The following is a 26,917-nucleotide window of genomic DNA, read 5'->3' as shown; positions in this document are numbered from 1 at the left end:
GAGGAAAACGAATGGCAGAAGTCGGAGAAATACGCGCCAAGATGGTGCTGTCGAACGAAGAGTTCAAACGCAAACTCCAGGAGTCAAAGGCGGAAATGAACAAGACGGGCGACAGCGCCAAGAAGATGAAGCAGGACTTCGGTGCGATTCAAAAAGCGTCGTTGGTCATGGGCGGGGCAGTAGTGGCAGCGATCGGATCGAGTGTGGCCGTTGCTGCAACGTTTGAGCAGTCGATGTCAAAGCTAGGGGCCATTTCGAATGCTTCGGCGGAAGACCTGGCGAAGTTAGAAAGCGCAGCCCGTGAGATGGGTGCTACGACTCAGTTCAGTGCTTCCCAGGCCGCCGAAGGACTTACGTTCCTGGCAATGGCGGGGTTTAGCGTCGAGGAGCAAATTGACGCCTTACCGGCCGTACTAAATGCGGCAGCAGCAGGCGGAATTGACCTCGCAAGGTCGGCCGATATCGTGTCGAACATCATGACCGGTTTTGGAATCGAAGCAACCGAGTCAGGCCATGCGGTTGACGTACTCGTTAAAACGATGACGACAGCCAATACGGACTTACCGCAGTTAGGTGAGGCGATGAAGATGGTGGCCCCGGTCGCGGCTTCACTCGGATTTTCAATCGAGGAAACTGCCACGGCAGTCGCCAAAATGTCCGACGCAGGTATTCAAGGCTCGATGGCCGGGACCTCTTTACGTGCGGCTTTCCTATCGCTTGCCAATCCGGTCGGTCAAACGAAGAAGGCAATGGATGAGCTTGGCTTTAGTGTCACGGACAACGAAGGCAAAATTAAGCCACTGTCGCGGATCGTCGGAGAACTCAGCGAAAAGATGGACGGCATGTCTGACGCACAAAAGACGGCCACGGCGGCTCAGTTGGTTGGACGTGAAGCAGCCGCCGGATTTACGACGTTGCTTGCGATTGGTGAGGATCAACTCGCTGACTATACGAAAGAGCTTGAAAACAGCGCAGGCACAGCCGATCGAATGGCGAAACGAATGCAAGACAACTTACTCGGCGCATTCAAGGAGTTTCAGTCGGCGCTAGAAGAGGTCGGAATTAAGCTCGGTAAAGAGTTCCTGCCGATGTTCACGAGCATCGTACGTGAAGCGTCTAAACTCACGCTCGCATTCGGTGAGGTCGACATGGCTACGGTCAAAGCTGGCCTAGCATTCGGAGGTACTGCCGCAGCAATCGCGTTAGTGCTCTCGTCAATCGGTAAGCTAGTTATCACCATGCGTACGCTTATGGTGTCGATGGGGCCTGCCGGTTGGCTCATTACGGCGCTATCTGTTTTAGGTGGATTATTCGTTAGTGCGTCCGTCTATCAAAGCGACTACAACGACGTCACTCTCGAGAACGTAAACGCCATGATGAAACAACGCGACGAGCTTGGAGCCAATATCGATGAATTCGATAAGTTGACGGAAAAGTCGAAACTGACTTCGGATGAGTTCGCCAGGTTTGTCGATATTAACTCGGAACTTGCGAAAACAGCCAATCCCGATACGATCGCAAAGTTGACGGAGGAACAGGAAAAATTGCAGGAGAAATCCGGACTTTCGAACGATGAGCTTAATCGCTTGATTGGACTTAATGACGAAATCATCGAAGCCGTCCCGGAGTCGAATACGGTGCTTTCCGAGCAAGGGAATATCCTCCTCGAAAACACGGACGCTGCGAAAAAGTACAACGACGAACAACTCGAAATGATTCGCCTTGAGCTCGAAGCTCAGCAAACAAAACTCGAGGCCAACATGGCGGAAATGCTTCGCGATGAGGAGCAGGCGCAAAAGGACATCAACAAGGCGAAGGAGCGTATGATTGAGCTCGATAAAATGGAGCAGGACGAAATCCGTATCATCGCCGGCTTGAACGACGAGCTTGCAATCGCCAAGGAAAACAACGACACGCTCGAGATTGACCGTCTCAATGAAACCATCGCGCTCCACGACAACAAACTGCAAGGTATTGCTAAGCAGCGTGCTAAGCAGGCGGAGGTTGTATTAGAGAAAGCGAAGGAAGTCGATAAGATACAGGAACAAATCGGAAAGTTAGACGAGGTTAAGCAGAGCATGGTGGCGCTAGAGTTGAAACAAGCTGGAATCAACGCTAAAAAAGGCGAAGAGATGAAGGCGCTCGACAACGGAATTAAGAAACTAGAAAAGCAAAAAGGAAAACTCGACGAACTCAAGCGGTCGGGCGAAATGAACACCGCCGAGTATCAAGCAGCCAAAGACGCAATCGATGAGCAAATTGGATCACTTAACGGAGTTCGTACGAAGATTCTCGACCTTATCGGTCAGGCTGACTTACTCAACGGTCGCCTTGGAAAGTCAATCAATAAAGCCGTCTATATCACCGAACACGGCGGAAGTGGTACTGGTGCCAAGGCGTCGGTTAAACGTCACCAGGGCGGTCCATTGCCGAAGTTACACATCGGAGGTCTTGCGGAGAAGTTTGCTCAATCGCCTTTGCATAACGAAGTGGACGTGAGGTTACTTCGCAACGAAATGGTACTCACGGAGGCACAGCAGTCGAACTTGTTCCGCATGTTGGACGCAGGGCTTTCTCGAGCTCCGCAGCAGTTCGGGAGTCAAGCCGACTTTGGGCCGTTGATTCGCTCGATCGAGGCGGTAGCAGGGAGGCCGGTGATACTTGAAATAAGCGGACGGGAAATTGCGAAAGCAACTGTTGACGACATCAACGCGTTACAGAAGCAGGGAACGATGAACGAGCGAGCAAGGAGGGGAGTACGGAATGTTCACACTAGATAAGAGGCCCCTAAAAGATTTTGGGATCGAGGTAATAAACTTCGGGTCCTTACCTCTATTCCCTGAAGTAAGGGATCGAACAATTACGGTTCCAGGCAGGGCCGGTACGTATTTTTATGGCACTGACTTAGGAGCAAAAACTTTTACGCATCAATGTGGCTTTATATGGGCTGATTCCGAATTTGAACTAGCCCGACTTGCTCGTGAGTTTAAGGATTTCGTAACTGATGCATACGGTCGCCCCAGGAAGATGCTTCTAATTTACGATCATGAGCCTGATAAATACTACGAGGTGAGATTAACCGGAGATCACAGCATGGAAAAGGCGTGGTCGCTTGGGTACTTCACCTTAAATATGGTAGCAGACAATCCGATGGCAAAGTCGGTCTTTACGTCCAACCAGATAACGCTCGGAAGCGACGTGCCAATTATGAGCGACATATTACTCGGCACTGGCGAAAGTAGCCGAAAGGTGTTTCGCGAAGGCTCGTTCATTGTTACCAATAGCGGGTCGTCAGCCGTGCGCCTAAGCTGCGTAATCTCCGGCTCAGGCAATAGCGTCGCGCTGGAGGCGAATGGCCGCCGATTCACTCTCGGTAGTTTCACGAACAAGACCATCGCAATAGACGGAGAAAACTATCTCGTCAAAGTTGACGGGGTGGCGGATTTGACTAATACCGGCGGCCACTTTATCGATTTATTGCCGGGCGAAAACGAAATTTACGTAAGCGGGTCGTCGCTCAACTTAACAATCAGCGATTCGCTTCGTTATGACTACGTATAAGAAAGGAGACACGTCATATGAAATATGCTCGGAAATTAGTAACAGCGGACACTTTACGCACCGCATATCCGGTACTGAACATCGCGATAGACAATGCAAACGAAGCAGCAACGGCAGCAAACGTGGCCGAAGTCAAATCGACTAAAGCGGAAGCAAAGGCGGTAAGCGTTCAGCAACAACTCGACAACTTGATCGTCGAAGGCGACTCGTCAGTCGAGGCAGCGGCGGCAAGGGTTCGCGAAGTAAACGGACAAGTAAAAACCTTCGACACGTTAAAAGCACGAATGGACGACACGGACGTCACCTTAAACGCTAAGGCAAGCACGACGGCGGTTGACGCAATTAATAACAAAGTCACCGACATTCAAAACGCTATGAGCGGTGTCACATTCGCAAGCACGCCTCAGCCGGTCTACCTGGCGCATAGGGGAGCGAAGCTAATCTTTCCGGAGGCAAGCGTCGAGGCGTTTCGTGGCTGCGTGAACATGGGGATGATGGTGCTGGAAATGGACATTCGACGCACGGTGGACGGAACGCTGATTTGCCATCACGACGACACGATGGAACGCACGACCAATAAAACGGGCAGCGTCGACAACTATTCGGCGATGGGATTCAAGAGCGCCAAAATCGACACATTGCCCGGCTGGGACGGAACGCCTTGCTTGTTCGAGGATTTGCTACGCGAGTTCGGCAACAAGGTTATTTATGCGCCTGAGCTTAAAGGGCCTGGCTTATCGGAAGTCGTGGCGGACACCATCCTAAAGTATCGCCTCGAAAACAACGTCATCATTCAGTCCTTCAGTGCGCCCGACCTCGTGTATTCAATCGGAAAAGGAATCCCAACGCTTTACCTGCGATCGAACACCGACATCGCTCCGTCGCAAATCTACGGCTGGGGTATTCGTTACGTCGGCCTATCGACTAGCTTGCCGGATTCATATGTAACCGACTGCCTCAACGCAGGGCTAAAGGTTTACATGTACACGGTCAACTATCGCTATCTTCACGATAAGTACAAAGCGATGGGCGTGCACGGCTTCTTCAGCGACGACCCGATGTGGATTCGTGGCAACTCGCCCGTACTCGAATGGGACCCGTATCGCGACCAAGTATTCTCCATCGGCCACTTTTCGCCTGACACAAGCGGAACTGGCGGTGACCGAGGTACGTTTATCGCGCCTAACCGATTCGGCTGGCCGACAGCTTCCGAGAATAGCGACTTCTCATTGCAAGGCTGGGCCGGCAAGCTTGCGACTAACTTCCAGGTCGATACGAAGATTCGATACGCAGCATCGGCGTCGAGTGTTCGCTGGGCATCGGTCGCCTTCTGCACGCCGAACGACTTCTTTGACGACTACACAAGCGGACGAAGCGACGGCTACCACGTGCTGGTTCGCGAAAGTGGGTCGATTGAGCTCTATATCCGTAATGGAGGCGGAGCGGTTCAGCTAACGTCTATGAGCACGGCAAGCATTAGCCAGGGGCAAGTCATCGACCTTCGCGTCAAAGTGGCGGGCTCCACTATCACAATCACACGCGTCGACACGAACGACTCAATGAACGTAACCAACTCGGTCCATCGCCAAGGCTACCTGCACTTTGGCCGACGCTATACAGGCGCCACATTCGAAAACGTAAGAGTTCAACGCCAGTAAAAACGGAGGTGATTCACGCTGATTAAGATACTCGACAAATCAACGCGCCAGCCATTGGCGTACTTGCAAAACGCATATGACATCGGATATGAGAAGCGGCTGAACGAATTATGGCTCGCTTCTTTTTCTTTGCCATTGGCCGACCCGAAACTCGAATACTGCGAGCCGTTCAACTTGGTCGAAATTATCGACGACAGCACCGACGAGTACATCGGCCTTTTTCGCATCGAGCCGTCACTGACCCGGCGAAACGAATCGGCAGGCACGGTCGACTTTACGCTGAAGCACGTATTTGCGACGCTGCTCGATGACGTACTGTTTCGCTATCATCAGACGACCAACTGGACGACGACCCAAAACATCGACTATTTGCTCGGCAGGCAGTCAACGAAGAACTGGCGTCGCGGGGTGGTCGACTTTGTGCGCTACTTCCACTACAAATACGAAAACGAAAACGGCTTGCTCGGCCCAATGCTTGCGATTCCTAAACCGTTCAACGAGGACTACCAGTGGACGTATGACACGCAAAGCTACCCGTGGACGCTGGGCCTTGAACGCCCAAGCAACGCCATTACATGCGAAGTAAGGTACGCCAAGAACATGCGCGAAATCGAGCGTGAAATCGATCCGTCGCAACTGGTGAATCGCATTTATCCGTTGGGGTTCGGTGAAGGCGTCAATCAGCTAGGCATCGAAAAAGTCAACGGTGGCAAGCCGTATCTCGAGGACTTCGCATCCGTCGGCAAATACGGTCTCAAGGCGTATGTGTGGGCCGACAGACGGTTCGAGGACGCCCAATCGCTCAAGGACAACGCTCAGGCCTTATTGCAGAAGTGGGCGACGCCTAAGGTCGTTTACAAAGTAAAAGCGGCCGACCTGAGCGTGCTAACGGGCGAGCCGGTCGATAAGTTCGTCGAGGGGGCGCTTGTTCGCATTATTGATCCGGACCTTGGCGTTATCACACAGCGTATTCACATGGTAAGCAAGCCGGACATCACCGGGGCGCCAGGCGACATCGACCTCGAAATCGGCTCACTCACGGACGACATCGCGACGGCCAACGTCGACATCGAACGCAAGCAACAGATCAACGACGCCTACACGCAAGGCGCCACGAACCTCGACTCGCACAACTACGTCGACAACTGCGATTCAACTCATCCGGCCGTCGTACGCTTCTTCTTGCCGGAAGATTTGGTCAACGTCAACACCATGTCGCTTAGCTTCGAGACGGAGCCTTTCAGAGCGTACTCCAGAGCGACCGAAGGCGGCGGGGCGACCACTAAGACAACGAGTGCGGGCGGCGGGACTACTGCCACTAGCTCGAGTGGTGGAGGAACAACTGCAACTAGTACAAGTGGGGGTGGCGTTGCTAAGTCTACAGCTAGTGGCGGAGGAAGCTCACAAACGAGTTCAAGCGGTGGAGGTACTACCCAATCGAGTTCGGCAGGCGGCAACCACCGACACCGTATGTTTGCGTTCGCATCCGATATGGGATCTGCGACACCTCCAAGTAACTTTAAGAACTTCATAGCCACAGCGAACAGTGGTGGTACAGCTGCGGCAAGTGCATTCTTTCCAGCGGTATCCAACGATTTGTATACGGAAGGATCTAGCGGAAACCACGCGCATTCAGTAACCGTACCTGCACATACTCACTCGGTCAGTATTCCGTCTCACACACATGATTTCAATATCCCGAACCATTCGCATGACGTTACCATACCTGACCATACACACAGAGTCACGATTCCCAATCATTCGCATGACATAACGCTGCCGGATCATACTCACGAGGTCGCCCACGGCATTTATGAACTATCTAACAGGCCCACGGCAGTTACGATAAAGGTAGATGGCAAGACGGTACCCGGGAGTTCAACGTCAGGAAACGATATTGATATCATTCCTTATCTCGCTAAGGATACTGACGGTAAGGTAAGCAGAGGTACATGGCACGAGGTTACGCTAACGCCAAATGGACTTGGCAGAATTAATGCGAGTATTATCAGCCGTCTGTTCATTTCATCGCACATGGGTGGGAACTTTTAATTACTGTAAAGGCGCCTTTTGAGGCGTCTCTTTATTTTTAACGGGGGTGTATGTATTGAAGGTCGAGATTTTTACACATGACTTTAATTCTTATACTGCGTCAGTGGATGCGTATAACGCGGTCGATTTGAATGAACGACTTAATAACACGGAATTAAATACTGTTGTTATTGGGAATTTGATATTCTCAAGAATCAATATTAAATCGATTATTCCTATGATAGAAAATTCAAATGAAGAAGAGGTGGCTGAATAATGGAGATAACTAGGCAAATTCCAATAACATTAGACTTTCGTAGACCGACTAAGATTCCTGTTCCTACTGTTAAACAATTCGATTCTAATAGGTTAGTCTTCACAGTCCTTGATGAGGGAGAAACGGCGGACCTTTCTAGTATAGACAGAATCATATTCAACCTTGAACGTCCCGACGGCCATATTTATTCTTACGATATTGAAGCGGTTAAAAATGTCGTTGAGTACGATTTAAGTAAACGGGATATGGAAGTAGCCGGAATCTGCAAGATCAATATTCAACTTTACGAAGGAAATCGCCGATTATCCTCGATACAAATGCGACTAGATGTTGCGAAAAACTTGGGCGCCGATCTTGAAACCAGCGAAGGCATGACGTTGTTGCAGGAAATCTTCGTCGAGGTTTCGGACTTGGCGGTCGAGGCGCAGTCGGCGGCTACCTACGCGAAGAATCAAGGTGATTATGCGAAAGAGCAAGCGGAGAAGGCTGGGGATTTGGAAGGCGTAAAAGATGAAGTAGTGGCGGCTGCGGCCGAGGCCAAAACGCAAGGGGATTACGCAAAAGAGCAGGCGGACTTGTCGGCGGAACAGTACGAGCGTTTGAAGGGTACGGATGTGGGTACGCTTAGTGCGCAGTTGGCAGACAGAGCGACAAAAGAAGAATTGGACAGGAAAGTTTCCCAAATCGTAAGCGGATCACCAAAAGGAACATACTCCACTCTAGCTATGCTCCAAGCTGCAAAACCTAGTGGTGACGCAGGAGTCTATGTTGTTTCGGCGGACGGTAAGTGGTATTACTGGAATAATGCCGCATGGACGGCTGGTGGAGTTTATCAAGCGGTTGGTATTAGCGATAATTCAATTACACCAAACAAAACAACGTTCGTTGAGAACAAATTCACATTGACCTTTGAACGAGGTTCATTGTCATCAGGCATTCCTACAGGGGAAACATCTAGAAATAGGATAAGAAGTGTAGAAACATTTAAACACTCTAAAAGTATAACTATTACAAGAAAAAACCCAAATGTTTTGTACGGCGTGTCAACTTATGATAATGGAAAATATGACGGGATTGATCGTGGTTGGTTAGATAATAACGTATTTATTGTTGAACCAAATAAAGAAGTAAGAATCAACTTACAGAAAAAGAACGGTGCGGATTTTACGGATGAAGACATCATAAACTTAGCTAAGGAATTTGAAATTAGCTACATCTTTACTGCTAGTGATAAATTTGCAACCGAAATGAACACTAATGAAATATTAAAACTGAAAAATTCACTTAAAGATGTTCAAAATAAAACGATTGTTCTCGGAACAAATGATTTCATGGGTGGATCATTCGAGAAGGGTATAGCTTACGAAATTAAAGATAAGCCCACTCGAATTGTAACCAGAAAACGCTACAGGGTTAACAAGGACGATGTGGTGAAATTCCATAAAAATGCAGGTATGTACTCTTATGGTATATCTCTCATGGATGAAAATGGAGTTTGGAATGGTATCGATTATGGTTGGAAAACTGATGCATCCTTTGTAGTTCCTCACAATGGATATATAGCATTTAACATGAGGTATTTAGATAATAGAATCATTGAAGGTACTACGTTTAATGACATCAGTGATAAACCTTTAAGTGTATCGACCTTATTACAGACTTATTTAGATGATCAATTGAAAACCATAAACACTTCTATTGCAAACAATGCTAAATCAAATGCAATTTCTTCAATCCTGGTAAGTTACGAACGTAAAAATGGAGCTTCCTATGTGTTTGTGCGAATCCCGAAATTTACGTTTGATGGGTTAAAGTTAGTACCCAAAGTTAAACTCACCAGTAAAGATGAGTCATTAAACGGACAAAAACTGTCGTCTTTACGTTATTCAAAAGAAAAGAATACTATATTCACTTTAAATGCAGGGTTGTTTGATATGACAAATATGGTTCCGGTTGGTCAAACAATTATTGATGGGAAAAGTCTTATTAATACTCCTATGGTAAATGACAATGGGGTTCCTATTCACCCAGAAGAATGTTACCCATTAGCGATTGATAAAGATGATAATTTAACCACATATCCAAGGAATGTTGATACTCAAACCATGATTAATGATGGTGTTAAATACGCTATAACGGGTTGGGGTAGGTTGGTAACCAATTTTATGGTTGATAAAACTGAAATCGATAAAGAAATTGTACACGGCGGAACCAAGAAGTATATTAGGCAGTCAATAGGTCAATTTCAGAATGGTGATTATTGCGTTTGTTCCGTTGATATGTCTAGGGGTTCCACAGTGAATGAAGCGGGTTTGCTATATGAGGAATTAGCGCAAATATTAGTTGATAAGGGTGTTAAATTCGCTTATTCATTAGACGGAGGAGGTAGTACTCAAGCGGTTTTAGGTAAGAGGCAACTAAACCCTATTTATGAAGGGTTAGAAGGTAGACCTGTTCCAACCGTTATAACATTTGAATTGTCATAGTAGGATCAAACTACGCAACATCGAGTCGCCCTCACCGGCGGCTCTTTTTTATGCTCGGAAAGGAGCGATAGCATGACGGAGCACAACAAAGAAATCTACGACATCCTCACGGAACTGAAAGTAGATATTGGCGTCATCAAGACGGAGGTTAAATTTTTAGCGGAAATAACGCATGCCTAAATATTGACAACTATATTTGTTGATAGTTTAGAATAAGTTAACAGATATAGATTGGAGATGGATTATGAAGTATGCAGTGCCGTGTATGAAGTGTGTGTTTAACGAAGTCCAGAATTACGATTATAATTTTATTGAAATGAATGACTCAGGTTTTTATAAGTTTGAATGTAGCCAAGGACACGAGAACGCCCTTGTATTACAAGACGAAAAATTTGAAATCCTCTTTGACTTAGGGGCTCTTGCATTAATCGATGGCTATGCAAGGGAAGCGGTCTCAAGTTTCGCCGCATCAATTGAAAGATTTTATGAATTTTTTATTAACGTGATTGTTCATAAAGAGGGAATAGATCCAGAAGAATTCAAAAAAACATGGAAGAATGTAAAGAATCAATCTGAGCGACAACTAGGAGCTTTTTACTTTCTCTATCTAACCGTATATAAAGAAGTTCCACCAATAATAAAACCTAAATTAGTTGAATTTAGAAATAATGTTATTCATAAAGGTTATATACCTACGTATGAAGAGACCTATAATTATGGACTAGAGATATATAACTATATTAAAAAGTTATTGATCCTGCTTAGAGTAGATTATAAAGAAGAAATTATGATGGTTGACGTGAGGAGAAGGATGGCTATCCAGTCGCAAAATACCTCAGTAACTTCACTTTCACATATGTTTCAAATGGTTTTAGCGGACCACTTATTCAATGAGCGTACGTTTGAAGACGCCTTTACTGAGCTAGCTGATAAACCAGGTTTATATAGAAGGTAATTCAATTGAAAACCCTTTTTCGTCAAAAGTGTCGCCCTTACCGGCGGCTCTTTTTTCGTATGCCCTCGGAAGGAGGTGACGCATCATGAGCGAACCATCCGGGCGCGAGCTCAACGACAAGATTTACGAGATACGCGAATGGCTCGTGCGGATCGACACGAAGATGGACCATATTAACGACATCAAGCGAACGGCTGAGGAAGCCGACAACAAGGCGGAAAAGGCGCTGAACTTGGCGGAAGAAAATGCGAAGGACATCGAAGGCATAAAAAAGACGACACATTGGGCGATTGGCCTAATAGTGCCGTCGGTGCTGACGATTGTCGGAATATTATTCACGGTGGTTTTATGATTAAGCGGCACATCCAAGACGGGTGTTGTCGCTTTTCTACTATATAAAGGAGGACGAAGCTATGGACGAACTATTGAACTTGGATTTTACCGCGTACCTTGCGCTTGCTGTCGTACTATATGCGATTAGGGAAGCGACAAGGGTGAGTAACCGTTACATTCCAGTGATTGCGATTGTGCTGGGCATCTTGTTCGCAGCGTTTGAGCACGGCGGTTTTGATTATGGCGTCATGATTGCCGGCATCCAATACGCATTACTTGGCGTGGGATCAGTCGCAACAATTAAATACCAATTCGAAAAAAGAAACGAAAATGGGGGCGGTCAATAATGTTTAACTATCCGGTAGAAGACGCAAAACTAACTTCGCCATTTGGACGAGACGTATTGAACGGGCGGGTGCGGAGTCACTTCGGCATCGATTTGGCGAAGAGTGGGGCGGTCAATGTTAAGGCGGCCGCAGCAGGCGTAGTTAGCCAATCATATCGCTCGGATTCCTATGGCGAAGTGGTGTTCGTGGTGCATAACCTTGGCGGTAAAACATACGAGACTGTCTACGCTCATATGCGTGCTGGTTCGCGTAAGGTCAACGTAGGAGCAAGCGTTAAGCAAGGGCAGGTGCTGGGGCTGATGGGCAACACCGGCTATTCATACGGGCAGCACCTCCATTTTGAGCTGCATGCTGGGCGCTGGAATGAGACTAAGAGTAACGCGGTTGATCCGTTGAAATACCTCGACAAAGTGGCACCTGCTTCTAATGCTTCATCGCATACGATTAAAAGCGGCGACACTTTGTGGGATATCGCTAAGGCATACGGAACCTCCGTTAAGGATCTTGAGCGGCTAAATCCTAGCGTCGATGCAAAAGCGCTGAAAATCGGTGCTAAGCTTAACGTGGCGAAAAAGGCGGATAGTTATTCCGGCAAGAAGCTCGTATGCAAAGTCGCTAAGCTGAAGTTCTACAGCAAGCCATCATGGCAGCAGAAGGACGTTGCCGGTCATCTAACGAAAGGTATTGGTTTTCCAACAGTTGTTCGCAAGCTTAAAGTGGATGACGCATACCAATACGAGATTAAAAACAGTAAAGGTGCGACGTTTTATGTGACGGCAAACGGCGCATATGTAGACGTTAAGTAAACCGCAGGCTGGCCGGCTTAATCGTCGGCTGGCTCGTACATACCATCGATCGGCTCATCAATCCATTTATCCGCGTCTACTTCCTCGAACCAATAATCCTCAAAGAACCGCACCTTCCATTCGAGGCTGATTTCGCTTTTGTCGCTGCGGGCATCTAACGTCAGTAGTATCGGGTATACGTTGCGCATAGTCTCGGCAATATAAGCGACTGGCCCACGTATATTTTCATAAGTGAAAACCATGACGTCTCCGTGATTCGTATGACGGACAGAGCTGGAAATGCCGAAGTTTTCTCGAATCGCTGCGTAAAAGCCCTCTTGCTTCGCCTTAACTTCCGTTTTTACATACTCCTCGAAATTGCCGTCATATTGGCCCACCTCAATTAACGCATCATACCTTCCGAGTATCCTCGCCTGGTCAACTCGGCAAATCTTACTCCAATAGTTCGCGACGTCCACTTCGAATAAGCACGTAATAAAATCGAATACTAGTTGCGTTTGAGCTGACGATAATTTGTCTTTATCTACCGTTCTTTTCATAATCGGCCTCCTCGTTACAAGTATAATAGTAAATACGACTTATTTCCGTAATTTCCCTTCTTCTTACCGTGAATAATGCGTAACTATATTCGTATCGCAGCAAATACCGTTGACCACTCCGCCTATATAATGGTAGAATTAGCTCAAACGGTCAGGTGTTCGTTTCAATGACCGAATCAGCTTTCGGATATAATAACGCTTATATACATACGTCTAAGGCGTCGGTCGGGAGTTCGAATCTCTCCTGGGACGTACGACAAACATCCTGTGTTGAATTTTCAACACAGGATGTTTTTTTGTTTTTCTGTGGATGCAACGAAGATATCTTTAACAGGAAGAGCTGGTTTGCTTATCGATCTGCCGTCCCCCTAGAAGAATATGTGAATACGGTCAGGTTCCTCCCAATATACTAGTTCCATCAGCCGTGCCATTCGTACCGTTTCGTATGGCCGGAGTGGAGGGAGAAGTGAGGGTGAAGGGTTTCGGGGTGGATCAAGAAGTGGCAGGTCTGGGTGGGGGTCGTGAGCGTCCTTGTTCTTATGTCGCTTTGTGCTTGGATAGGATACAGTAGTGCACGAACGGAAGTGGACGGCGTGAAGAAATCGTATGATGAAATCCTTTCTGCTCTTGAAGGGAAATCAGGGGAATTGGAAAGGGTAGAGGGAGAGCTGTCCACTCAAACAGATGGGCTTGAACGTGTGATGTCGTCTCTGAGTGAAAAGAAGGAAGACGCAACGGAGGCAGCTTCAATGATCGATGAAGCGAATGCAAAAGCGGGAGAAATCGATTCACTTAAGGAAGAAGCGCTGGCCCTGGATGACAAGATCAAAGAGAAGAAAACCAAAATCGCCGATCTGGATAAAGACATCAAGTCAAAGAAAGGCGAAATCAAGAAGCTTGATGCCGCTCCCATCACCCTGCCTTCCGGTACCTTCATCGTCGGCAAGGATGTAAAGGCTTTGAGGTATTCTGCCAGTGCAGCCGGGCAAAGCGGGAACTTCGTTGTGTACAGTAGCCTTGGTGATCTTAAGGTCAATCAGATCCTCGGATCGGACTACGGGGTTTCCGAGCATATCTTCTTTGCCGATGAAGGTGACATCATCGAATCCACCATGCCCACGATCCTGTCGCCGGTCGAGTGAACCCTCATGCTGATGGGGGTTTTTTTATGACCAATTTTGACTGAATCACAAAAAAATAGATTGAAAGAAGAAAAAATCCTTGAATTCCACTCTGTTCTGGGGTATTCTATTACTTGCACTGCTTGAAACGAAAGCTGTCCCAGTAGCTCAGCAGGATAGAGCGACAGCCTCCTAAGCTGTAGGTCGTGAGTTCGAATCTCGCCTGGGACGCCATCTATCATACATACTGCAGTCGGATGACTGCATTCGTTACGTACCCCGCCCATCGGCGGGGTATTTTTTATTTATCAAAAAGGGAGTTTCAGCCGCCATTTTGTGCTCCAACAGCAATCATGCTACACTTAAAGCAATTCTAGTGTTAGGCAGGTACGAATTATGACAAATCAAGATGAGTTCGGGAAGGTGATTGCCTTTCCCGGTCTGAAGGACCGATTATTCGAAAAAGGGGTCGAAGCCTTGGAGGAGGGGGATGCGCATGCAGCATGCGATCTTCTTTCACAGGCCTACGAACTTGAATCGTTGAATCCCGAAATCAGTACGGCCCTCGTCCTAGCCCTCTATGAGTGCAAGGAGTATGAGGAGGCGCAGGGAATCTGCCGGGAGATGCTCCTTGAAGGCGTCGGTGATTACTTCGAAACGGTCGACATGTACCTCATGATCCTCATCCAGCTGCATGAGCATCAGGATGTGGTGGATACACTCCATGCCCTCTTTGATGAAAAGGAAGTCCCTTTTGAGAAGGAAGAGCATTTCAGGAAGCTCCTTCAGTTCAGCGAGAAGATGTTGAATGCACCGGAGGACGAAGCAGGTGAAGAAGCCCATGGACCTCCCCTTCTCGAAGGGAAAAGCCTTGAAGAACAAATCATCATCACAGCCGGATTGGTTCAACGGAATATCAGGCCGTACAAGCAGGAACTCGAAAACAGCCTGCAGGATGAAGACATGCATCCCTTCGTCCATACGATGATCGTGAATGTCTTGAGGGAGCATGGGGTAGCAAGTGAGATCCTCATGAAAAAGCTTGGAAGGGAAGGAGTAGTGCAGCCGGAGAACCTTCCGGAGGTTTTCACCTCGGATGCATTCCGTGAAGCGGTCCTTGCCCTGGAGGAGCTCCTCCTTCAGGACAGCCCGTCCTTGATCCGTCATGCAGAAGAAGTGCTGAAGCGCCATGCCTTCCTTCTCTATCCCTTCGACATGGAATGGGAGCCCGATGACATCGCCCTGGCCTATGGTCACTATGCGGCAGGCATCCTCGGGGATGAAGACTTAGAGAAGGATCTACAGGACAAGATGGATGAAGGAGAGAGCAAAACGATCCTTGCTTTCATTCACGAACTTGAAGAAATTTCTTCACCGAATATTTAAGTGCTACTTCTTGAAAGACAGAAGCTGTATGTTATAATGTAGTGGTTGTAATGTAAAAGTCTTTCATATAATTACGATGATAGTGCTAGATTCAATCGGGACTATCTACTACTATGCGTAAAATAAAAATCAATTATAGATTGTTGGAGGGAACTGTATGTCTGCAAAATGGGAAAAGCAAGAAGGGAACCAAGGTGTTCTTACAATCGAAGTAGAAGCAGCTAAAGTGAACGAAGGTCTTGACGCAGCGTTCAAAAAAGTTGTGAAACAAGTAAACGTACCAGGATTCCGTAAAGGTAAAATGCCACGTGGCATGTTCGAAAAACGTTTCGGCGTAGAATCTCTTTATCAAGATGCTTTGGATATCATCCTTCCTGAAGCATATGCTAATGCGATCGAAGAAACTGGAATCGAGCCAATCGACCGTCCGGAAATCGATGTAGAGCAAATGGAAAAAGGAAAAGACCTTGTCTTCACAGCGAAAGTTCAAGTGAAACCTGAAGTGAAGCTTGGCGATTACAAAGGTCTTGAAGTAGAAAAAGTGGACGACGAAGTTACAGCTGAAGATGTAGAAGCTGAACTTACTTCTCTTCAAGAAAAACAAGCTGAGCTTGTTGTGAAAGAAGAAGGCAAAGCTGAAGAAGGCGACACAGTAACAATGGATTTCGAAGGATTCGTTGAAGGTGAAGCATTCGAAGGCGGCCAAGCGGATAACTACTCACTTGAACTTGGTTCAGGTCAGTTCATCCCAGGCTTCGAAGAGCAGCTTGTAGGCGTTGCAGCAGGTGAAGAAAAAGACGTTGAGGTAAGCTTCCCTGAAGAATACCATGCGGCAGAGCTTGCTGGTAAAGCAGCTACATTCAAAGTGAAAATCCACGAAATCAAAGCGAAAGAACTTCCAGCACTTGATGATGAGTTCGCTAAAGATGCAGACGAAGAAGTGGAAACACTTGCTGAACTGAAAGAAAAAATCGAAAACCGCCTGAAAGAGTCTAAAAAGACTGAAGCAGAAACAGCAGTACGTGAAGCACTGGTAGAAAAAGCTTCTGAAAATGCTGAAGTGGAAATCCCGGACGTCATGGTTGACGCTGAAGTGGACCGCATGATGCAAGAATTCGGTCAACGTCTTCAAATGCAAGGCATGACCCTTGAGCTTTACTTCCAATTCTCTGGTCAATCAGAAGAAGATCTTCGCGGTCAAATGAAAGAAGATGCTGGAAAACGCGTTCGCACAAACCTTACGCTTGAAGCGATCGCCGCAGCAGAAAATCTTGAAGTGACAGACGAAGAAGCTGAAGAAGAAGTGAACAAAATGGCTGAGCAGTACAACATGTCAGCTGACAACATCAAGCAGGCCCTTGGCGGACTTGATACGTTGAAAGCAGACCTTAAAGTGCGCAAAGCATTGGAATTCCTTGTAGACAACAGCAAAACAGTAGCATAATCATTATATGATAGTAGGGACAAGGCGCTCAGTGCGCCTTGTTTTCTACCCTCTTTTAGGAAGTTTAGACGAGCGGCTCTTCGGGGAAATATCTCTATGAAGAATAAGAACCCCCGGTTTTGGATAAACCTTAAGAAGCAGGGGTTAAAAAAATCCTTCATCCCGTTTCGATCTTCCCGCTTCCGGCTATGTAAATAATTTGCTAAAATCCTCAATACATAATAAGATGATTGATAAGAATCGTATCAATTTCGTTACGGACATATAATGTGATAGAATGCAATACATAACTCATGGTAATTGGAAAGCAGGAAATCGTTCGTGTGATGGAACATTACGATTTTTACTAAGCTCAAACGAAGGGGTGAACGTCATTGTTTAAATTCAACGATGAAAAAGGGCAGTTGAAATGTTCTTTTTGCGGTAAAACACAAGACCAGGTCCGTAAGCTGGTAGCTGGACCGGGCGTATATATTTGTGACGAATGCATCGAGCTTTGCACGGAAATCGTGGAAGAAGAGCTCGGTACAGAAGAAGAAGTGGAATTCAAGGATGTTCCGAAACCACGTGAGATCCGTGAAATCCTTGACGAATACGTCATTGGACAGGATCAAGCGAAGAAATCCCTTGCTGTAGCCGTTTATAATCACTACAAACGGATCAATTCAAACAGCAAAGTGGATGACGTGGAACTATCCAAAAGTAATATTGCCATGATCGGTCCGACAGGTAGCGGGAAGACGCTTCTTGCTCAGACTCTTGCACGCATCTTGAACGTTCCATTTGCCATCGCGGATGCAACGTCCCTCACCGAAGCCGGTTATGTAGGGGAAGATGTTGAAAACATCCTATTGAAGCTGATCCAAGCTGCGGATTATGATGTGGAAAAAGCGGAAAAAGGAATCATCTATATCGATGAAATCGATAAAGTGGCCCGTAAATCCGAAAATCCGTCCATCACGCGTGATGTATCGGGTGAAGGTGTGCAGCAGGCTCTCTTGAAGATCCTTGAAGGAACCGTTGCAAGCGTTCCGCCACAAGGTGGACGTAAGCATCCTCATCAGGAATTCATCCAGATCGATACGTCCAATGTTCTCTTTATCTGTGGTGGGGCATTCGATGGAATCGAACAGATCATCAAACGCCGTCTTGGCCAAAAAGTCATCGGGTTCGGATCTGATCCGAAGACCGCTGAAGTAAAAGAGGATAAATCCCTCCTTGCCAAAGTCGTTCCGGAAGATCTTCTCCGTTTTGGTCTGATTCCAGAGTTCATCGGCCGTCTTCCGGTCATCTCAAGTCTTACTCCTCTTGATGAGGAAGCGTTGGTTGAGATTTTGACCAAGCCGAAGAATGCTCTTGTAAAGCAGTACCAAAAAATGCTTGAGTTGGACGATGTAGAGCTTGATTTCACTGAAGAGGCCCTATTCGAAATCGCGAAAAAAGCGATCGAACGTAAAACAGGTGCCCGTGGACTGCGTTCCATCATTGAAACCATGATGCTCGACGTCATGTTCGAACTTCCGTCCCGTGATGACATCAAAAAATGCATCATCACGAAGGAAACCATCCTTGAGGATGCAGCTCCTCATCTGATGCTCGAAGATGGCACGATCATTGATCCGAATGAAGAAAAAACATCCGCATAATGGTATTCAAAAAGCCGGTAATCCCCCAGGGGATTACCGGCTTTTTTCGTGATTCTGCAATGCTGCCTCCTCCAAATTTTATGGTTATTCCCAAACGGACGGGGAGATACTAACCCGTAACAACTTGAACCAACTGGAGGATGACTATATGAGCTTTACAAGTATCGCGCTGTTTATCCAGCTTTTTTTCGGCATCATCATCGGACTGTATTTCTGGAATCTCCTGAAGAACCAACGAACTCAAAAAGTATCCATCGACCGGGAATCGAAGAAGGAGATGGAGGAGCTGAGGAAGATGCGCTCGATTTCCCTCTCCGAACCCCTTTCTGAAAGGGTCCGCCCGGCAAGCTTTGACGATATTGTCGGTCAGGAGGATGGGATCAAGTCCCTGAAGGCAGCACTGTGCAGCCCGAATCCACAGCATGTGATCATCTACGGTCCTCCAGGGGTCGGGAAGACGGCAGCTGCGCGACTTGTATTGGAAGAAGCGAAGAAGAACATGAAATCCCCGTTCATGACATCGGCTGTATTTGTAGAGCTTGATGCGACGACTGCACGATTCGATGAGCGTGGCATTGCGGATCCCCTGATCGGATCGGTTCATGACCCCATTTATCAGGGAGCAGGAGCCATGGGACAAGCCGGAATCCCGCAGCCGAAGCAGGGGGCTGTCACCAATGCCCATGGTGGTGTGCTGTTCATTGATGAAATCGGGGAATTACACCCAATCCAAATGAATAAATTATTAAAGGTACTGGAAGACCGTAGGGTTTATCTTGAGAGTGCATATTATAATGAAGAAAATCATCAGATCCCTAGTCACATCCACGATATTTTCAAAAACGGCCTCCCGGCAGATTTCCGTTTGGTCGGGGCCACGACGAGGACGCCGAATGAACTTCCACCGGCGATCCGTTCCCGCTGCATGGAAGTATTCTTCCGTGAGCTTGAGAGGGAAGAAGTGAAAGAAATCTGTGCAAGGGCAGCCAAAAAGGTGAACATTTCCGTGAGCAAGGAAGGTTTGGAGATCCTTGCGTCCTATGCTAGGAATGGCCGTGAAGCAGTGAATCTGGTCCAGATCGCGGCAGGTCTTGCCATCACGGAAAATCGCGATCATATTGCTGATCATGAATTGGAATGGATCATTCAATCAACTCAGATGTCCCCGAGGCATGAGAAGAAAATCAACAGGGAGGCGACAGTCGGTCTCGTCAACGGCCTCGCCGTGACAGGTCCGAATTCGGGGTCCCTGCTTGAAATCGAAGTCACCGTCATCCCGGCGGCGGAAAAGGGCGGAGTCAATGTAACGGGGATTGTGGAAGAAGAGAGCATCGGTGATAAAGGCAAATCGATCCGCCGGAAAAGCATGGCCAAAGGATCGATCGAGAACGTCATCACCGTCCTGCGATCCATGGGGGTCCCGGCAGACCAATACGATATCCACGTGAATTTCCCGGGTGGAGTCCCGGTGGACGGACCTTCGGCGGGTATCGCCATGGCACTCGGCATCTACTCGGCGATCTACAGGCTTCCCGTCAGGCATAACATCGCACTTACGGGTGAAATCAGCATTCACGGGAAGGTGAAACCCGTCGGTGGGGTGTATCCGAAGATCAAAGGAGCCAAGGCGGCAGGGGCGGATCTCGTCATCATTCCACACGAAAACGAACAGTCCCTCCTTCATGAAGTGGGGGGCATCGAAGTGATTCCCGTCAAAGAGTTCAAAGAAGTGATCAAGCTGGCCCTTGTCAAAGACGTCATGGACGATGCAAAAAACAAGAAAAGCATGTAAGTATGGCCGATCCGGGTGATTCCCGATCGGCTTTTCCTCAGTACATCCGACAAGTCCAATTTAATAGACACTACCTAGTAAATAAGATAGAATTGTACAAAGGCTTAGAGCATAAATCCGGAGGTGTAAGATATGGCAAATCAAACAAAACGAACAGTTCCCCTCCTCCCATTAAGAGGCCTGTTGGTTTACCCGACGATGGTCCTGCATTTGGATGTCGGGCGTGAGCGCTCGGTGCAGGCTTTGGAAAAAGCCATGATGGATGATCACATGATCTTTTTGACCACTCAAAAGGATTCTGATATAGACGAACCGACCCAGGATGATTTTTACGAGATGGGGACCCTTACGAAGGTGAAGCAGATGCTGAAGCTTCCGAACGGAACGATCCGCGTCCTTGTGGAAGGACTCAACCGCGGGACGATCTCTTCCTATTCCAATGACCAGGGCTTCTATGAAGTGGAAGTGGATGAATACAGTGACTCCGAGCAAAAGGATTCTGAACTCGATGCCCTGATGAGGACGTTGCTGAACTATTTTGAACAATACATAAAGCTTTCAAAAAAAGTATCCGCTGAAACCTATTCCACTGTGGCGGATATCGAAGAACCGGGCAGGCTTGCGGACATCATCGCATCCCATCTGCCTTTGAAGATCAAAGAGAAGCAGCATATCCTCGAAACACAGGATATCAAAGAGCGCCTGCAGATGGTGATCGAGATCATCAACAATGAGAAGGAAGTCCTTTCATTGGAGAAAAAGATCGGCCAGCGTGTCAAACGCTCCATGGAACGGACGCAGAAGGAATACTATTTGCGCGAGCAGATGAAGGCGATCCAGAAGGAGCTCGGTGATAAAGAAGGCAAGACCGGCGAAGTGGAAGACCTTACGATGAAGATCGAAGAAGCAGGCATGCCGGAAGACATTGAAGCGACTGCTTTGAAGGAGCTTGCGCGCTATGAAAAGGTGCCTTCTAGCTCTGCTGAAAGCTCCGTCATCCGCAACTACATTGAATGGCTCGTATCCCTTCCATGGACGAAAGAAACAGAAGACCAGCTCGAAATCAACCGTTCTGAAATGATCCTCGACCGGGATCATTACGGACTGGAAAAAGTGAAAGAGCGTGTCCTTGAGTACCTTGCCGTCCAGCAGCTCACACGCTCCCTGAAAGGACCGATCCTTTGTCTTGCGGGCCCTCCCGGCGTCGGGAAAACCAGTCTCGCCAGGTCTGTGGCCGAATCCCTCGGGCGCAATTTCGTCCGGGTATCCCTTGGTGGCGTGCGTGATGAATCAGAGATCCGCGGTCATCGCCGTACGTACGTCGGAGCCATGCCGGGCCGGATCATCCGCGGCATGAAGAAAGCCGGAACGGTGAATCCCGTCTTCCTTCTTGATGAAATCGACAAGATGAGCAGTGATTTCCGTGGGGATCCATCCAGTGCCATGCTAGAGGTGCTGGACCCTGAACAGAACGCCAATTTCAGCGATCATTATATAGAAGAAACCTATGATCTTTCCAAGGTCATGTTCATTGCAACCGCCAATGATCTTTCCACGATTCCGGGACCACTCCGCGATCGTATGGAAATCATCACGATTGCAGGGTATACTGAGATAGAGAAAGTGAATATCGCCAAACATCATCTATTGCCGAAGCAGCTCAGTGACCATGGATTGACGAAATCCAAGCTGCAGCTTAAGGATGAGGCGTTCGTGGATATCGTCCGTTACTACACGCGTGAAGCGGGCGTCAGAAGCCTTGAGCGTCAGCTTGCGGCCATCTGCCGAAAAGCGGCGAAGATCATCGTTTCCGGAAGCAAGAAGCGCGTGACGATCACGTCCAAGAACATCGAGGAATTCCTCGGCAAGAAAAAATTCCGCTACGGTCAGGCGGAGCTTGAGAATCAGGTGGGCGTATCCACCGGACTTGCGTACTCCTCTGTAGGTGGAGACACGCTTCAAATCGAAGTCTCCCTGGCACCAGGTAAAGGCAAGCTTGTCCTCACAGGGAAGCTTGGAGATGTGATGAAGGAGTCGGCCCAGACGGCCTTCAGCTTCGTCCGTTCGAATACGAAAACCCTTGGAATCGATGAAAAATTCCATGAGAAGTACGACATTCATATTCAGAACATATCGATGAGCCCCGCCGAGACCGCCTTGACGACCGCCTGCACCTTGTTGGTCGCGCCAAGCTTCACGAGGACGTTGTTGACGTGAAAAGTCACCGTCCGCTCCGCGATGCCGAGGATCTGACCGATCTCGCATGCCGTCTTGCCTTCGGCGGTCCAGCACAGCACTTCGCGTTCCCGCGCCGTCAGCACGACGCTTGCCGCTGGCGCGAGCTTCGGCACCATGAAGCCGCTCATCAGCGAATGTGACAGGTTCGCGAGCCAGTGGGTCTGCAGCGTGAGCATGTCGATTTCGGCAGGCGTGAGGCGATCCGCATGGCGCGCGATGCTCAGCAGGCCGAACGCGCCGCGCGCGGCCCAGCTCGACTGCGCGATGCCGACCGACAACCCGGCCTCGCGCGCATCTTCCCACAACGGGCATGGCGCGACCTCGTCGACGTCCGGCCAGACGATCATGTTGGTGGTGAGCGCACCGTCGCGGACCGTCGAATCGATCTTGATGTAGTCCTGCGCCTGATAGTGCGCCATCCAGCCGTCCGGATAGGTGTCGAAGATCGCGACGGCCGATTTCGACACGGGCAGCGGCACCCGGATTCCGTAACAGCAGTATTCGAAGCCCAGGCGCTTCGAATACGCGGCGATCCGCTGGAAGAGCTGCTGCTCGTTCTCCGCGGCGCTGAATTGATGGTAGGCGTCCTGCCAGCGCAGCTCCATCCATGTTCCTGAAGGCGCCGTGCCGAAGGATGGACCCTCTGCCGGCATCACGATCACGACGGCATTGGTATCGGCCCTCACCGGTAAGTATGTGGACCGCGAAGTCGGCATGACCGGGGAAATGACCTTGAGGGGGAGGGTGCTCCCGATTGGTGGACTCAAAGAAAAGACCCTCAGCGCACACCGTGCCGGGATCAAGACCGTGATCCTGCCGAAGGACAATGAAAAAGATATCGACGATATACCGGAAAGCGTCCGTGAAGAATTGACCTTCATCCTCGTTTCCCATATCGATCAAGTGTTAGAGAAAGCATTAGTAGGTGAAAAGAAGTGAAAGTAAATCAAGTTGAGCTAGTGATCAGTGCCGTCAGGCCCGAGCAGTACCCGGAAGGGGATCTTCCGGAGTTTGCCCTGGCGGGGCGTTCTAACGTCGGGAAGTCCTCTTTCATCAACAAAATGATCGGCCGCAAAAGCATGGCGAGGATCTCATCGAAGCCGGGTAAGACCCAAACGTTGAATTTTTATAAAATCGAAGAGACCCTCTACTATGTGGATGTTCCCGGATATGGATTCGCAAAGGTATCGAAGAAGGAGAGGGAAGCCTGGGGCAAGATGATCGAAACGTATATCACGTCCCGTGATCAGCTGAAGGCCGTCCTCCTCATCGTCGACCTCAGGCATCCGCCGACCAATGATGACGTCATGATGTACGGATTCCTCAAGCACTACGAAATCCCTTGCATCATCGTCGCCACTAAGGCCGACAAGATTCCTAAGGGCAAGTGGCAGAAGCATCTTAAAATCACCCGTGATACGTTGAAAATGGAAGAAGGCGACGAATGCGTCCTCTTCTCTTCTGAAACAGGACTCGGGAAAGATACGGCATGGGATGCCATCAGAGCACGATATAAGTAAGTGGAAAGCGGTCCGGATTTGATTCCGGACCGCTTTTTTTCTTTTGCTTTTTCCTTGAGGTGAAGTTATCAAATATGAGTTGGTGATGACTGCGAGAGAAACCGATCTCCTTAAAGCTATCCAAAAGCATCATCCGGCGGAAAAACATCGCTTGCAAGAATTTGTAATACTCTCATCCTCCGCTGGGAGCATTATCTTAGCTCGACAATCACTTCTAAATAGGTGTTATAATGAGAAAAGAAGCTTAGATCATATTTACATATACTCTAACAATTTGAGACAAGAGAATAAAGGAGAATAGTAAAATGAGATTAGAGAGCGAGAGAATTTATTTAAGACCGCTTTGCGAGTTAGATGTCCCTATTATGTTAGGAAATACATTGGATAAAGAATTACGTTATATGACTGGGACTACTTCTGATTTTTCATTGGAACAAATAAAGACACATATAAATAATATCAATAATGATTCTAGTCGCTATGATTTTGCTATTTGTTTAAAAAGCAGTGATGAAATGATTGGAGAATTATCGATATACGATATTGATGAGGAGAATAGAAAGGCAGGATTCAGAATATCAATGGCTTCTATTTCATTAACAGGAAAAGGTTATGGAGTTGAAGCAATCAATATAGTTCTAAGTTTTGTTTTTAATCACCTTACATTAACTCGTTTACAGTTAGAAGTATTTAGTCATAATACACGTGGAATCAGGGCGTATGAAAAAGTTGGATTTGTAAAAGAAGGTGTATTACGTCAGTCCTTATACTACAATGAACAATATTCAGATGAAATTATTATGGCAATACTTAAAAGTGATTACGAAAAGTTATGATTGTAATTGTCTTTATTTGTGAATGAATACGCTTAAACAAACAGGGGCGTTAGTTTAATAAGACAATAAAAACGGAACTTCCAATCTTGTGGAAGTTCCGTTTTCTTTTAGATAAACTATAAACGGTAACAGAGCCTTTTTTTAACGATGACTGTCCGTTCCAATCCCATGCTCGGATTCAGTCATCTAAATGTCCTAGTATGATAGCTTCATTTTCATTTCAGATAGAGGCAATAAGCACTAATAGAAGCGAGGGATATAAAGCATCCTCAAGGATCCGGGCGGATACTTGTCTTTATAGGAGATGGGTTTATCTCAAGTTGCCATAGGGTAAGTAATGGAATGATATCACAACATTTGAATTTTGTGAATATTATTTATTGTTGATACAATTATTCAGAGTAGTGAAAAAAAGAGGGGGACGTATACACGTGAAAATTTGGACAAGACTGACGCTTTTCATCGCACTCGCCGTGATGCTCACGGCATGTGGATCAAAGGCAACAACCGAAGGCGGGGCCGACCTCGTAAAAGCGGATACCTTCACCTTCTCTGCATCTGGTGAATTCAAGCCTTTCAGCTATACGAATAGCGAAGGGAAGATGGAAGGTTTCGACATCGACGTGGCGGAAGCTGTCGCCAAGGAGCTGGGTCTTAAACCTGATCAGAAGAAATTTAAATTCGCGGGTATCGTGGAAGGCGTGAAATCCGGACGATTCGATGCAGCAGTCGCTTCACACACCATCACCGAGGATCGTGCGAAAGAAGTAGACTTCTCGACACCGTATTATTATTCCGGGCCACAGATTTTCGTGAGGCCTGATAGCGACGTCGAAACGCTCGACGATCTGAAAGGAAAAGAAATCGCGGTTTCCAAAGGCTCATCCTATGCCAAGGAAGCAGAAGCCGTCACTGATAATATCCCGCAGTACGATAGTGATGTCGTCGCACTGGAAGCATTGAGCAAGGGCAAGCATGATGCTGTCATAACGGACTTTGTCACCGGTAAGGAAGCGATTTCGGCTGGAATGAAGCTGGATGCGAAGGAGCTCCTCGGACGGAGTGAACAGGCTATCGCCGTGAGTAAGGATAATCCCAAGCTCTTGAAAGAAATCGATGCCGCCCTCGAAAAACTGAGGGACGATGGAACGCTGAAGAAAATCAGTGAAAAATATTTTGACTCAGATATTACAACAGATCCAAGTGAGTAAAGCGTAAGCGTGGGACGGATGCGCAGTTCATGCACATCCGTCTTTTAAATGAAACATCCGGGAGGAAAGCATATGGATTTTTTGAAGATTGTAATCGACACATACCCCATCTTCCTGAAGGGGATGCTGCTGACATTTCAGCTCACCGCCATCGCGGTTCTCATTGCCATCGTCATCGGATTGTTCTTCGCCTTTTTAAAGATTTCACCTGTGAAAATCCTCCAGTATATCGCGGACTTATATATTTTCGTCGTCCGGGGGACCCCATTGATCGTCCAAATCTTCATCTTCTACTATGGCCTCACCTCAATCAACCTTCCGAGCTTCTGGGCGGTTGCACTGGGGCTTGCGTTCCACAACGGGGCGTATATCGCAGAGATCTTCAGGGGATCGATCCAGTCGGTGGATCGCGGACAGATGGAAGCAGGGCGATCCCTCGGGATGTCCATGAGCCTGACCATGAGGCGGATCATCCTGCCACAGGCATTCAAACGGGCACTTCCGCCACTAGGGAATCAGTTCATCATCGCTGTGAAGGATTCGTCCCTTGCCTCATTCATCGGCATGTACGAGCTGTTCAGCGTAGCGACGACGCTCGGCTCCAATAATTTCGATTACATGACGTACCTGCTTGTTGTCGCGATTTACTACCTTGTACTCGTATTCGTGTTTACAATCATTGTCAACATCATTGAGAAACGACTATCGGTAAGTGATTAAGGGGGGATAC

Annotated in this window: 20 protein-coding genes, 1 tRNA gene and 3 pseudogenes; 22 read left to right on the top strand and 2 right to left on the bottom strand. The window is 47.8% G+C overall.

Features of this window, described 5'->3' with window-relative positions:
• Nucleotides 1-11: 11 nt before the first annotated feature.
• The 9 genes from ABJ225_RS10385 (at nucleotide 12) to ABJ225_RS10345 (ending at nucleotide 12,454) form a co-directional block, all read left to right on the top strand.
• On the top strand, nucleotides 12-2,780 hold the full coding sequence (locus ABJ225_RS10385) for a phage tail tape measure protein (RefSeq protein ID WP_347320019.1): 2,769 nt from the start codon (nucleotides 12-14) through the stop codon (nucleotides 2,778-2,780).
• Complete coding sequence (locus ABJ225_RS10380) at nucleotides 2,764-3,561, top strand: phage tail domain-containing protein (RefSeq protein ID WP_347320017.1); 798 nt, start codon at nucleotides 2,764-2,766, stop codon at nucleotides 3,559-3,561. The genes ABJ225_RS10385 and ABJ225_RS10380 overlap by 17 nt, the downstream gene beginning before the upstream one ends.
• Before the next feature lie 17 nt (nucleotides 3,562-3,578).
• The gene (locus ABJ225_RS10375) at nucleotides 3,579-5,219 is read left to right on the top strand and encodes a glycerophosphodiester phosphodiesterase family protein (protein WP_347320015.1); all 1,641 of its coding nucleotides are present in this window, start codon (nucleotides 3,579-3,581) and stop codon (nucleotides 5,217-5,219) included.
• Nucleotides 5,220-5,282: 63 nt separating this feature from the next.
• On the top strand, nucleotides 5,283-7,271 hold the full coding sequence (locus ABJ225_RS10370) for a phage tail spike protein (RefSeq protein WP_347320013.1): 1,989 nt from the start codon (nucleotides 5,283-5,285) through the stop codon (nucleotides 7,269-7,271).
• 255 nt (nucleotides 7,272-7,526) lie between these two features.
• A complete protein-coding gene (locus ABJ225_RS10365) occupies nucleotides 7,527-10,013 on the top strand; it encodes a phosphodiester glycosidase family protein (protein WP_347320011.1) in 2,487 nt (828 codons plus the stop codon).
• 244 nt (nucleotides 10,014-10,257) lie between these two features.
• Nucleotides 10,258-10,968, top strand: a complete 711-nt coding sequence (locus ABJ225_RS10360; RefSeq protein ID WP_347320009.1) for a hypothetical protein — start codon at nucleotides 10,258-10,260, stop codon at nucleotides 10,966-10,968.
• Between the two features lie 85 nt (nucleotides 10,969-11,053).
• Complete coding sequence (locus ABJ225_RS10355) at nucleotides 11,054-11,320, top strand: hemolysin XhlA family protein (RefSeq protein WP_347320007.1); 267 nt, start codon at nucleotides 11,054-11,056, stop codon at nucleotides 11,318-11,320.
• A gap of 61 nt (nucleotides 11,321-11,381) precedes the next feature.
• Nucleotides 11,382-11,648: a phage holin family protein gene (locus ABJ225_RS10350; protein ID WP_347320005.1), complete on the top strand. Its 267-nt coding sequence runs from the start codon at nucleotides 11,382-11,384 to the stop codon at nucleotides 11,646-11,648.
• Nucleotides 11,648-12,454: a peptidoglycan DD-metalloendopeptidase family protein gene (locus tag ABJ225_RS10345; RefSeq protein WP_347320003.1), complete on the top strand. Its 807-nt coding sequence runs from the start codon at nucleotides 11,648-11,650 to the stop codon at nucleotides 12,452-12,454. Before ABJ225_RS10350 ends, ABJ225_RS10345 begins: the two co-directional genes overlap by 1 nt.
• A 17-nt stretch (nucleotides 12,455-12,471) precedes the next feature.
• On the opposite strand, the gene ABJ225_RS10340 is transcribed toward ABJ225_RS10345, so the two are convergent.
• Complete coding sequence (locus tag ABJ225_RS10340) at nucleotides 12,472-12,993, bottom strand: hypothetical protein (RefSeq protein ID WP_347320001.1); 522 nt, start codon at nucleotides 12,991-12,993, stop codon at nucleotides 12,472-12,474.
• Nucleotides 12,994-13,514: 521 nt separating this feature from the next.
• Between ABJ225_RS10340 and ABJ225_RS10335 the strand changes: the two genes are divergently transcribed.
• The 7 genes and pseudogenes from ABJ225_RS10335 to lon form a co-directional block, all read left to right on the top strand.
• Nucleotides 13,515-14,135, top strand: a complete 621-nt coding sequence (locus ABJ225_RS10335; protein ID WP_347319999.1) for a hypothetical protein — start codon at nucleotides 13,515-13,517, stop codon at nucleotides 14,133-14,135.
• Nucleotides 14,136-14,271: 136 nt separating this feature from the next.
• Nucleotides 14,272-14,348 (top strand) — tRNA-Arg (locus ABJ225_RS10330).
• Between the two features lie 162 nt (nucleotides 14,349-14,510).
• A complete protein-coding gene (locus tag ABJ225_RS10325; RefSeq protein ID WP_347319997.1) occupies nucleotides 14,511-15,500 on the top strand; it encodes a tetratricopeptide repeat protein in 990 nt (329 codons plus the stop codon).
• 157 nt (nucleotides 15,501-15,657) lie between these two features.
• Nucleotides 15,658-16,944, top strand: coding sequence for a trigger factor (gene tig / locus ABJ225_RS10320; protein WP_347319995.1), 1,287 nt, complete (start codon nucleotides 15,658-15,660; stop codon nucleotides 16,942-16,944).
• 374 nt (nucleotides 16,945-17,318) lie between these two features.
• Nucleotides 17,319-18,590 (top strand): ATP-dependent protease ATP-binding subunit ClpX, encoded by a 1,272-nt coding sequence (gene clpX / locus ABJ225_RS10315; protein WP_056535038.1) that lies wholly within the window; start codon nucleotides 17,319-17,321, stop codon nucleotides 18,588-18,590.
• Between the two features lie 148 nt (nucleotides 18,591-18,738).
• On the top strand, nucleotides 18,739-20,382 hold the full coding sequence (lonB, locus tag ABJ225_RS10310) for an ATP-dependent protease LonB (protein WP_347319992.1): 1,644 nt from the start codon (nucleotides 18,739-18,741) through the stop codon (nucleotides 20,380-20,382).
• Between the two features lie 132 nt (nucleotides 20,383-20,514).
• Nucleotides 20,515-22,506, top strand: a pseudogene (gene lon / locus ABJ225_RS10305) (endopeptidase La); the annotation flags it as partial.
• Here the strand turns inward: lon and ABJ225_RS10300 are convergent.
• On the bottom strand, nucleotides 22,506-23,219 hold the full coding sequence (locus tag ABJ225_RS10300; RefSeq protein ID WP_347320296.1) for an autoinducer binding domain-containing protein: 714 nt from the start codon (nucleotides 23,217-23,219) through the stop codon (nucleotides 22,506-22,508). The pseudogene lon and the gene ABJ225_RS10300 sit on opposite strands and share 1 nt — an antisense overlap.
• 4 nt (nucleotides 23,220-23,223) lie before the next feature.
• Here ABJ225_RS10300 and ABJ225_RS10295 point away from each other — a divergent pair.
• From ABJ225_RS10295 to ABJ225_RS10270, 6 genes and pseudogenes are all read left to right on the top strand, one after another.
• Nucleotides 23,224-23,559, top strand: a pseudogene (locus ABJ225_RS10295) (S16 family serine protease); the annotation flags it as partial.
• Nucleotides 23,556-24,140: a ribosome biogenesis GTP-binding protein YihA/YsxC gene (gene yihA / locus ABJ225_RS10290; RefSeq protein ID WP_048006270.1), complete on the top strand. Its 585-nt coding sequence runs from the start codon at nucleotides 23,556-23,558 to the stop codon at nucleotides 24,138-24,140. The pseudogene ABJ225_RS10295 and the gene yihA, both read left to right, overlap by 4 nt.
• An 85-nt stretch (nucleotides 24,141-24,225) precedes the next feature.
• Nucleotides 24,226-24,336: pseudogene (locus ABJ225_RS10285) on the top strand (IS1595 family transposase); the annotation flags it as partial.
• Nucleotides 24,337-24,445: 109 nt separating this feature from the next.
• Nucleotides 24,446-24,976, top strand: a complete 531-nt coding sequence (locus ABJ225_RS10280) for a GNAT family N-acetyltransferase (protein WP_347319989.1) — start codon at nucleotides 24,446-24,448, stop codon at nucleotides 24,974-24,976.
• 476 nt (nucleotides 24,977-25,452) lie between these two features.
• Entirely contained in the window at nucleotides 25,453-26,187 is a 735-nt protein-coding gene (locus ABJ225_RS10275) for a transporter substrate-binding domain-containing protein (RefSeq protein WP_142245994.1), read from the top strand.
• A gap of 72 nt (nucleotides 26,188-26,259) precedes the next feature.
• Nucleotides 26,260-26,907, top strand: a complete 648-nt coding sequence (locus ABJ225_RS10270; RefSeq protein WP_048006267.1) for an amino acid ABC transporter permease — start codon at nucleotides 26,260-26,262, stop codon at nucleotides 26,905-26,907.
• Nucleotides 26,908-26,917: the final 10 nt, after the last annotated feature.

Origin of the sequence: Rossellomorea sp. RS05, assembly GCF_039822645.1 — a bacterium.
Classification (GTDB): domain Bacteria; phylum Bacillota; class Bacilli; order Bacillales; family Bacillaceae_B; genus Rossellomorea; species Rossellomorea marisflavi_B.
The sequence above is the reverse complement of the archived record's forward strand: the minus strand, read 5'-3'. Positions and strand labels throughout refer to the sequence as shown.

Bases quoted from the DNA above. Each gene is read 5' to 3' on its own strand.
- ABJ225_RS10385 (WP_347320019.1), top strand. From the start codon at position 12: ATGGCAGAAGTCGGAGAAATACGCGCCAAGATGGTGCTGTCGAACGAA.
- ABJ225_RS10380 (WP_347320017.1), top strand. From the start codon at position 2,764: ATGTTCACACTAGATAAGAGGCCCCTAAAAGATTTTGGGATCGAGGTA.
- ABJ225_RS10375 (WP_347320015.1), top strand. From the start codon at position 3,579: ATGAAATATGCTCGGAAATTAGTAACAGCGGACACTTTACGCACCGCA.
- ABJ225_RS10365 (WP_347320011.1), top strand. From the start codon at position 7,527: ATGGAGATAACTAGGCAAATTCCAATAACATTAGACTTTCGTAGACCG.
- ABJ225_RS10360 (WP_347320009.1), top strand. From the start codon at position 10,258: ATGAAGTATGCAGTGCCGTGTATGAAGTGTGTGTTTAACGAAGTCCAG.
- ABJ225_RS10355 (WP_347320007.1), top strand. From the start codon at position 11,054: ATGAGCGAACCATCCGGGCGCGAGCTCAACGACAAGATTTACGAGATA.
- ABJ225_RS10350 (WP_347320005.1), top strand. From the start codon at position 11,382: ATGGACGAACTATTGAACTTGGATTTTACCGCGTACCTTGCGCTTGCT.
- ABJ225_RS10345 (WP_347320003.1), top strand. From the start codon at position 11,648: ATGTTTAACTATCCGGTAGAAGACGCAAAACTAACTTCGCCATTTGGA.
- ABJ225_RS10340 (WP_347320001.1), bottom strand. From the start codon at position 12,993: ATGAAAAGAACGGTAGATAAAGACAAATTATCGTCAGCTCAAACGCAA.
- ABJ225_RS10325 (WP_347319997.1), top strand. From the start codon at position 14,511: ATGACAAATCAAGATGAGTTCGGGAAGGTGATTGCCTTTCCCGGTCTG.
- tig (WP_347319995.1), top strand. From the start codon at position 15,658: ATGTCTGCAAAATGGGAAAAGCAAGAAGGGAACCAAGGTGTTCTTACA.
- lonB (WP_347319992.1), top strand. From the start codon at position 18,739: ATGAGCTTTACAAGTATCGCGCTGTTTATCCAGCTTTTTTTCGGCATC.
- ABJ225_RS10280 (WP_347319989.1), top strand. From the start codon at position 24,446: ATGAGATTAGAGAGCGAGAGAATTTATTTAAGACCGCTTTGCGAGTTA.
- ABJ225_RS10275 (WP_142245994.1), top strand. From the start codon at position 25,453: ATGCTCACGGCATGTGGATCAAAGGCAACAACCGAAGGCGGGGCCGAC.
- ABJ225_RS10270 (WP_048006267.1), top strand. From the start codon at position 26,260: ATGGATTTTTTGAAGATTGTAATCGACACATACCCCATCTTCCTGAAG.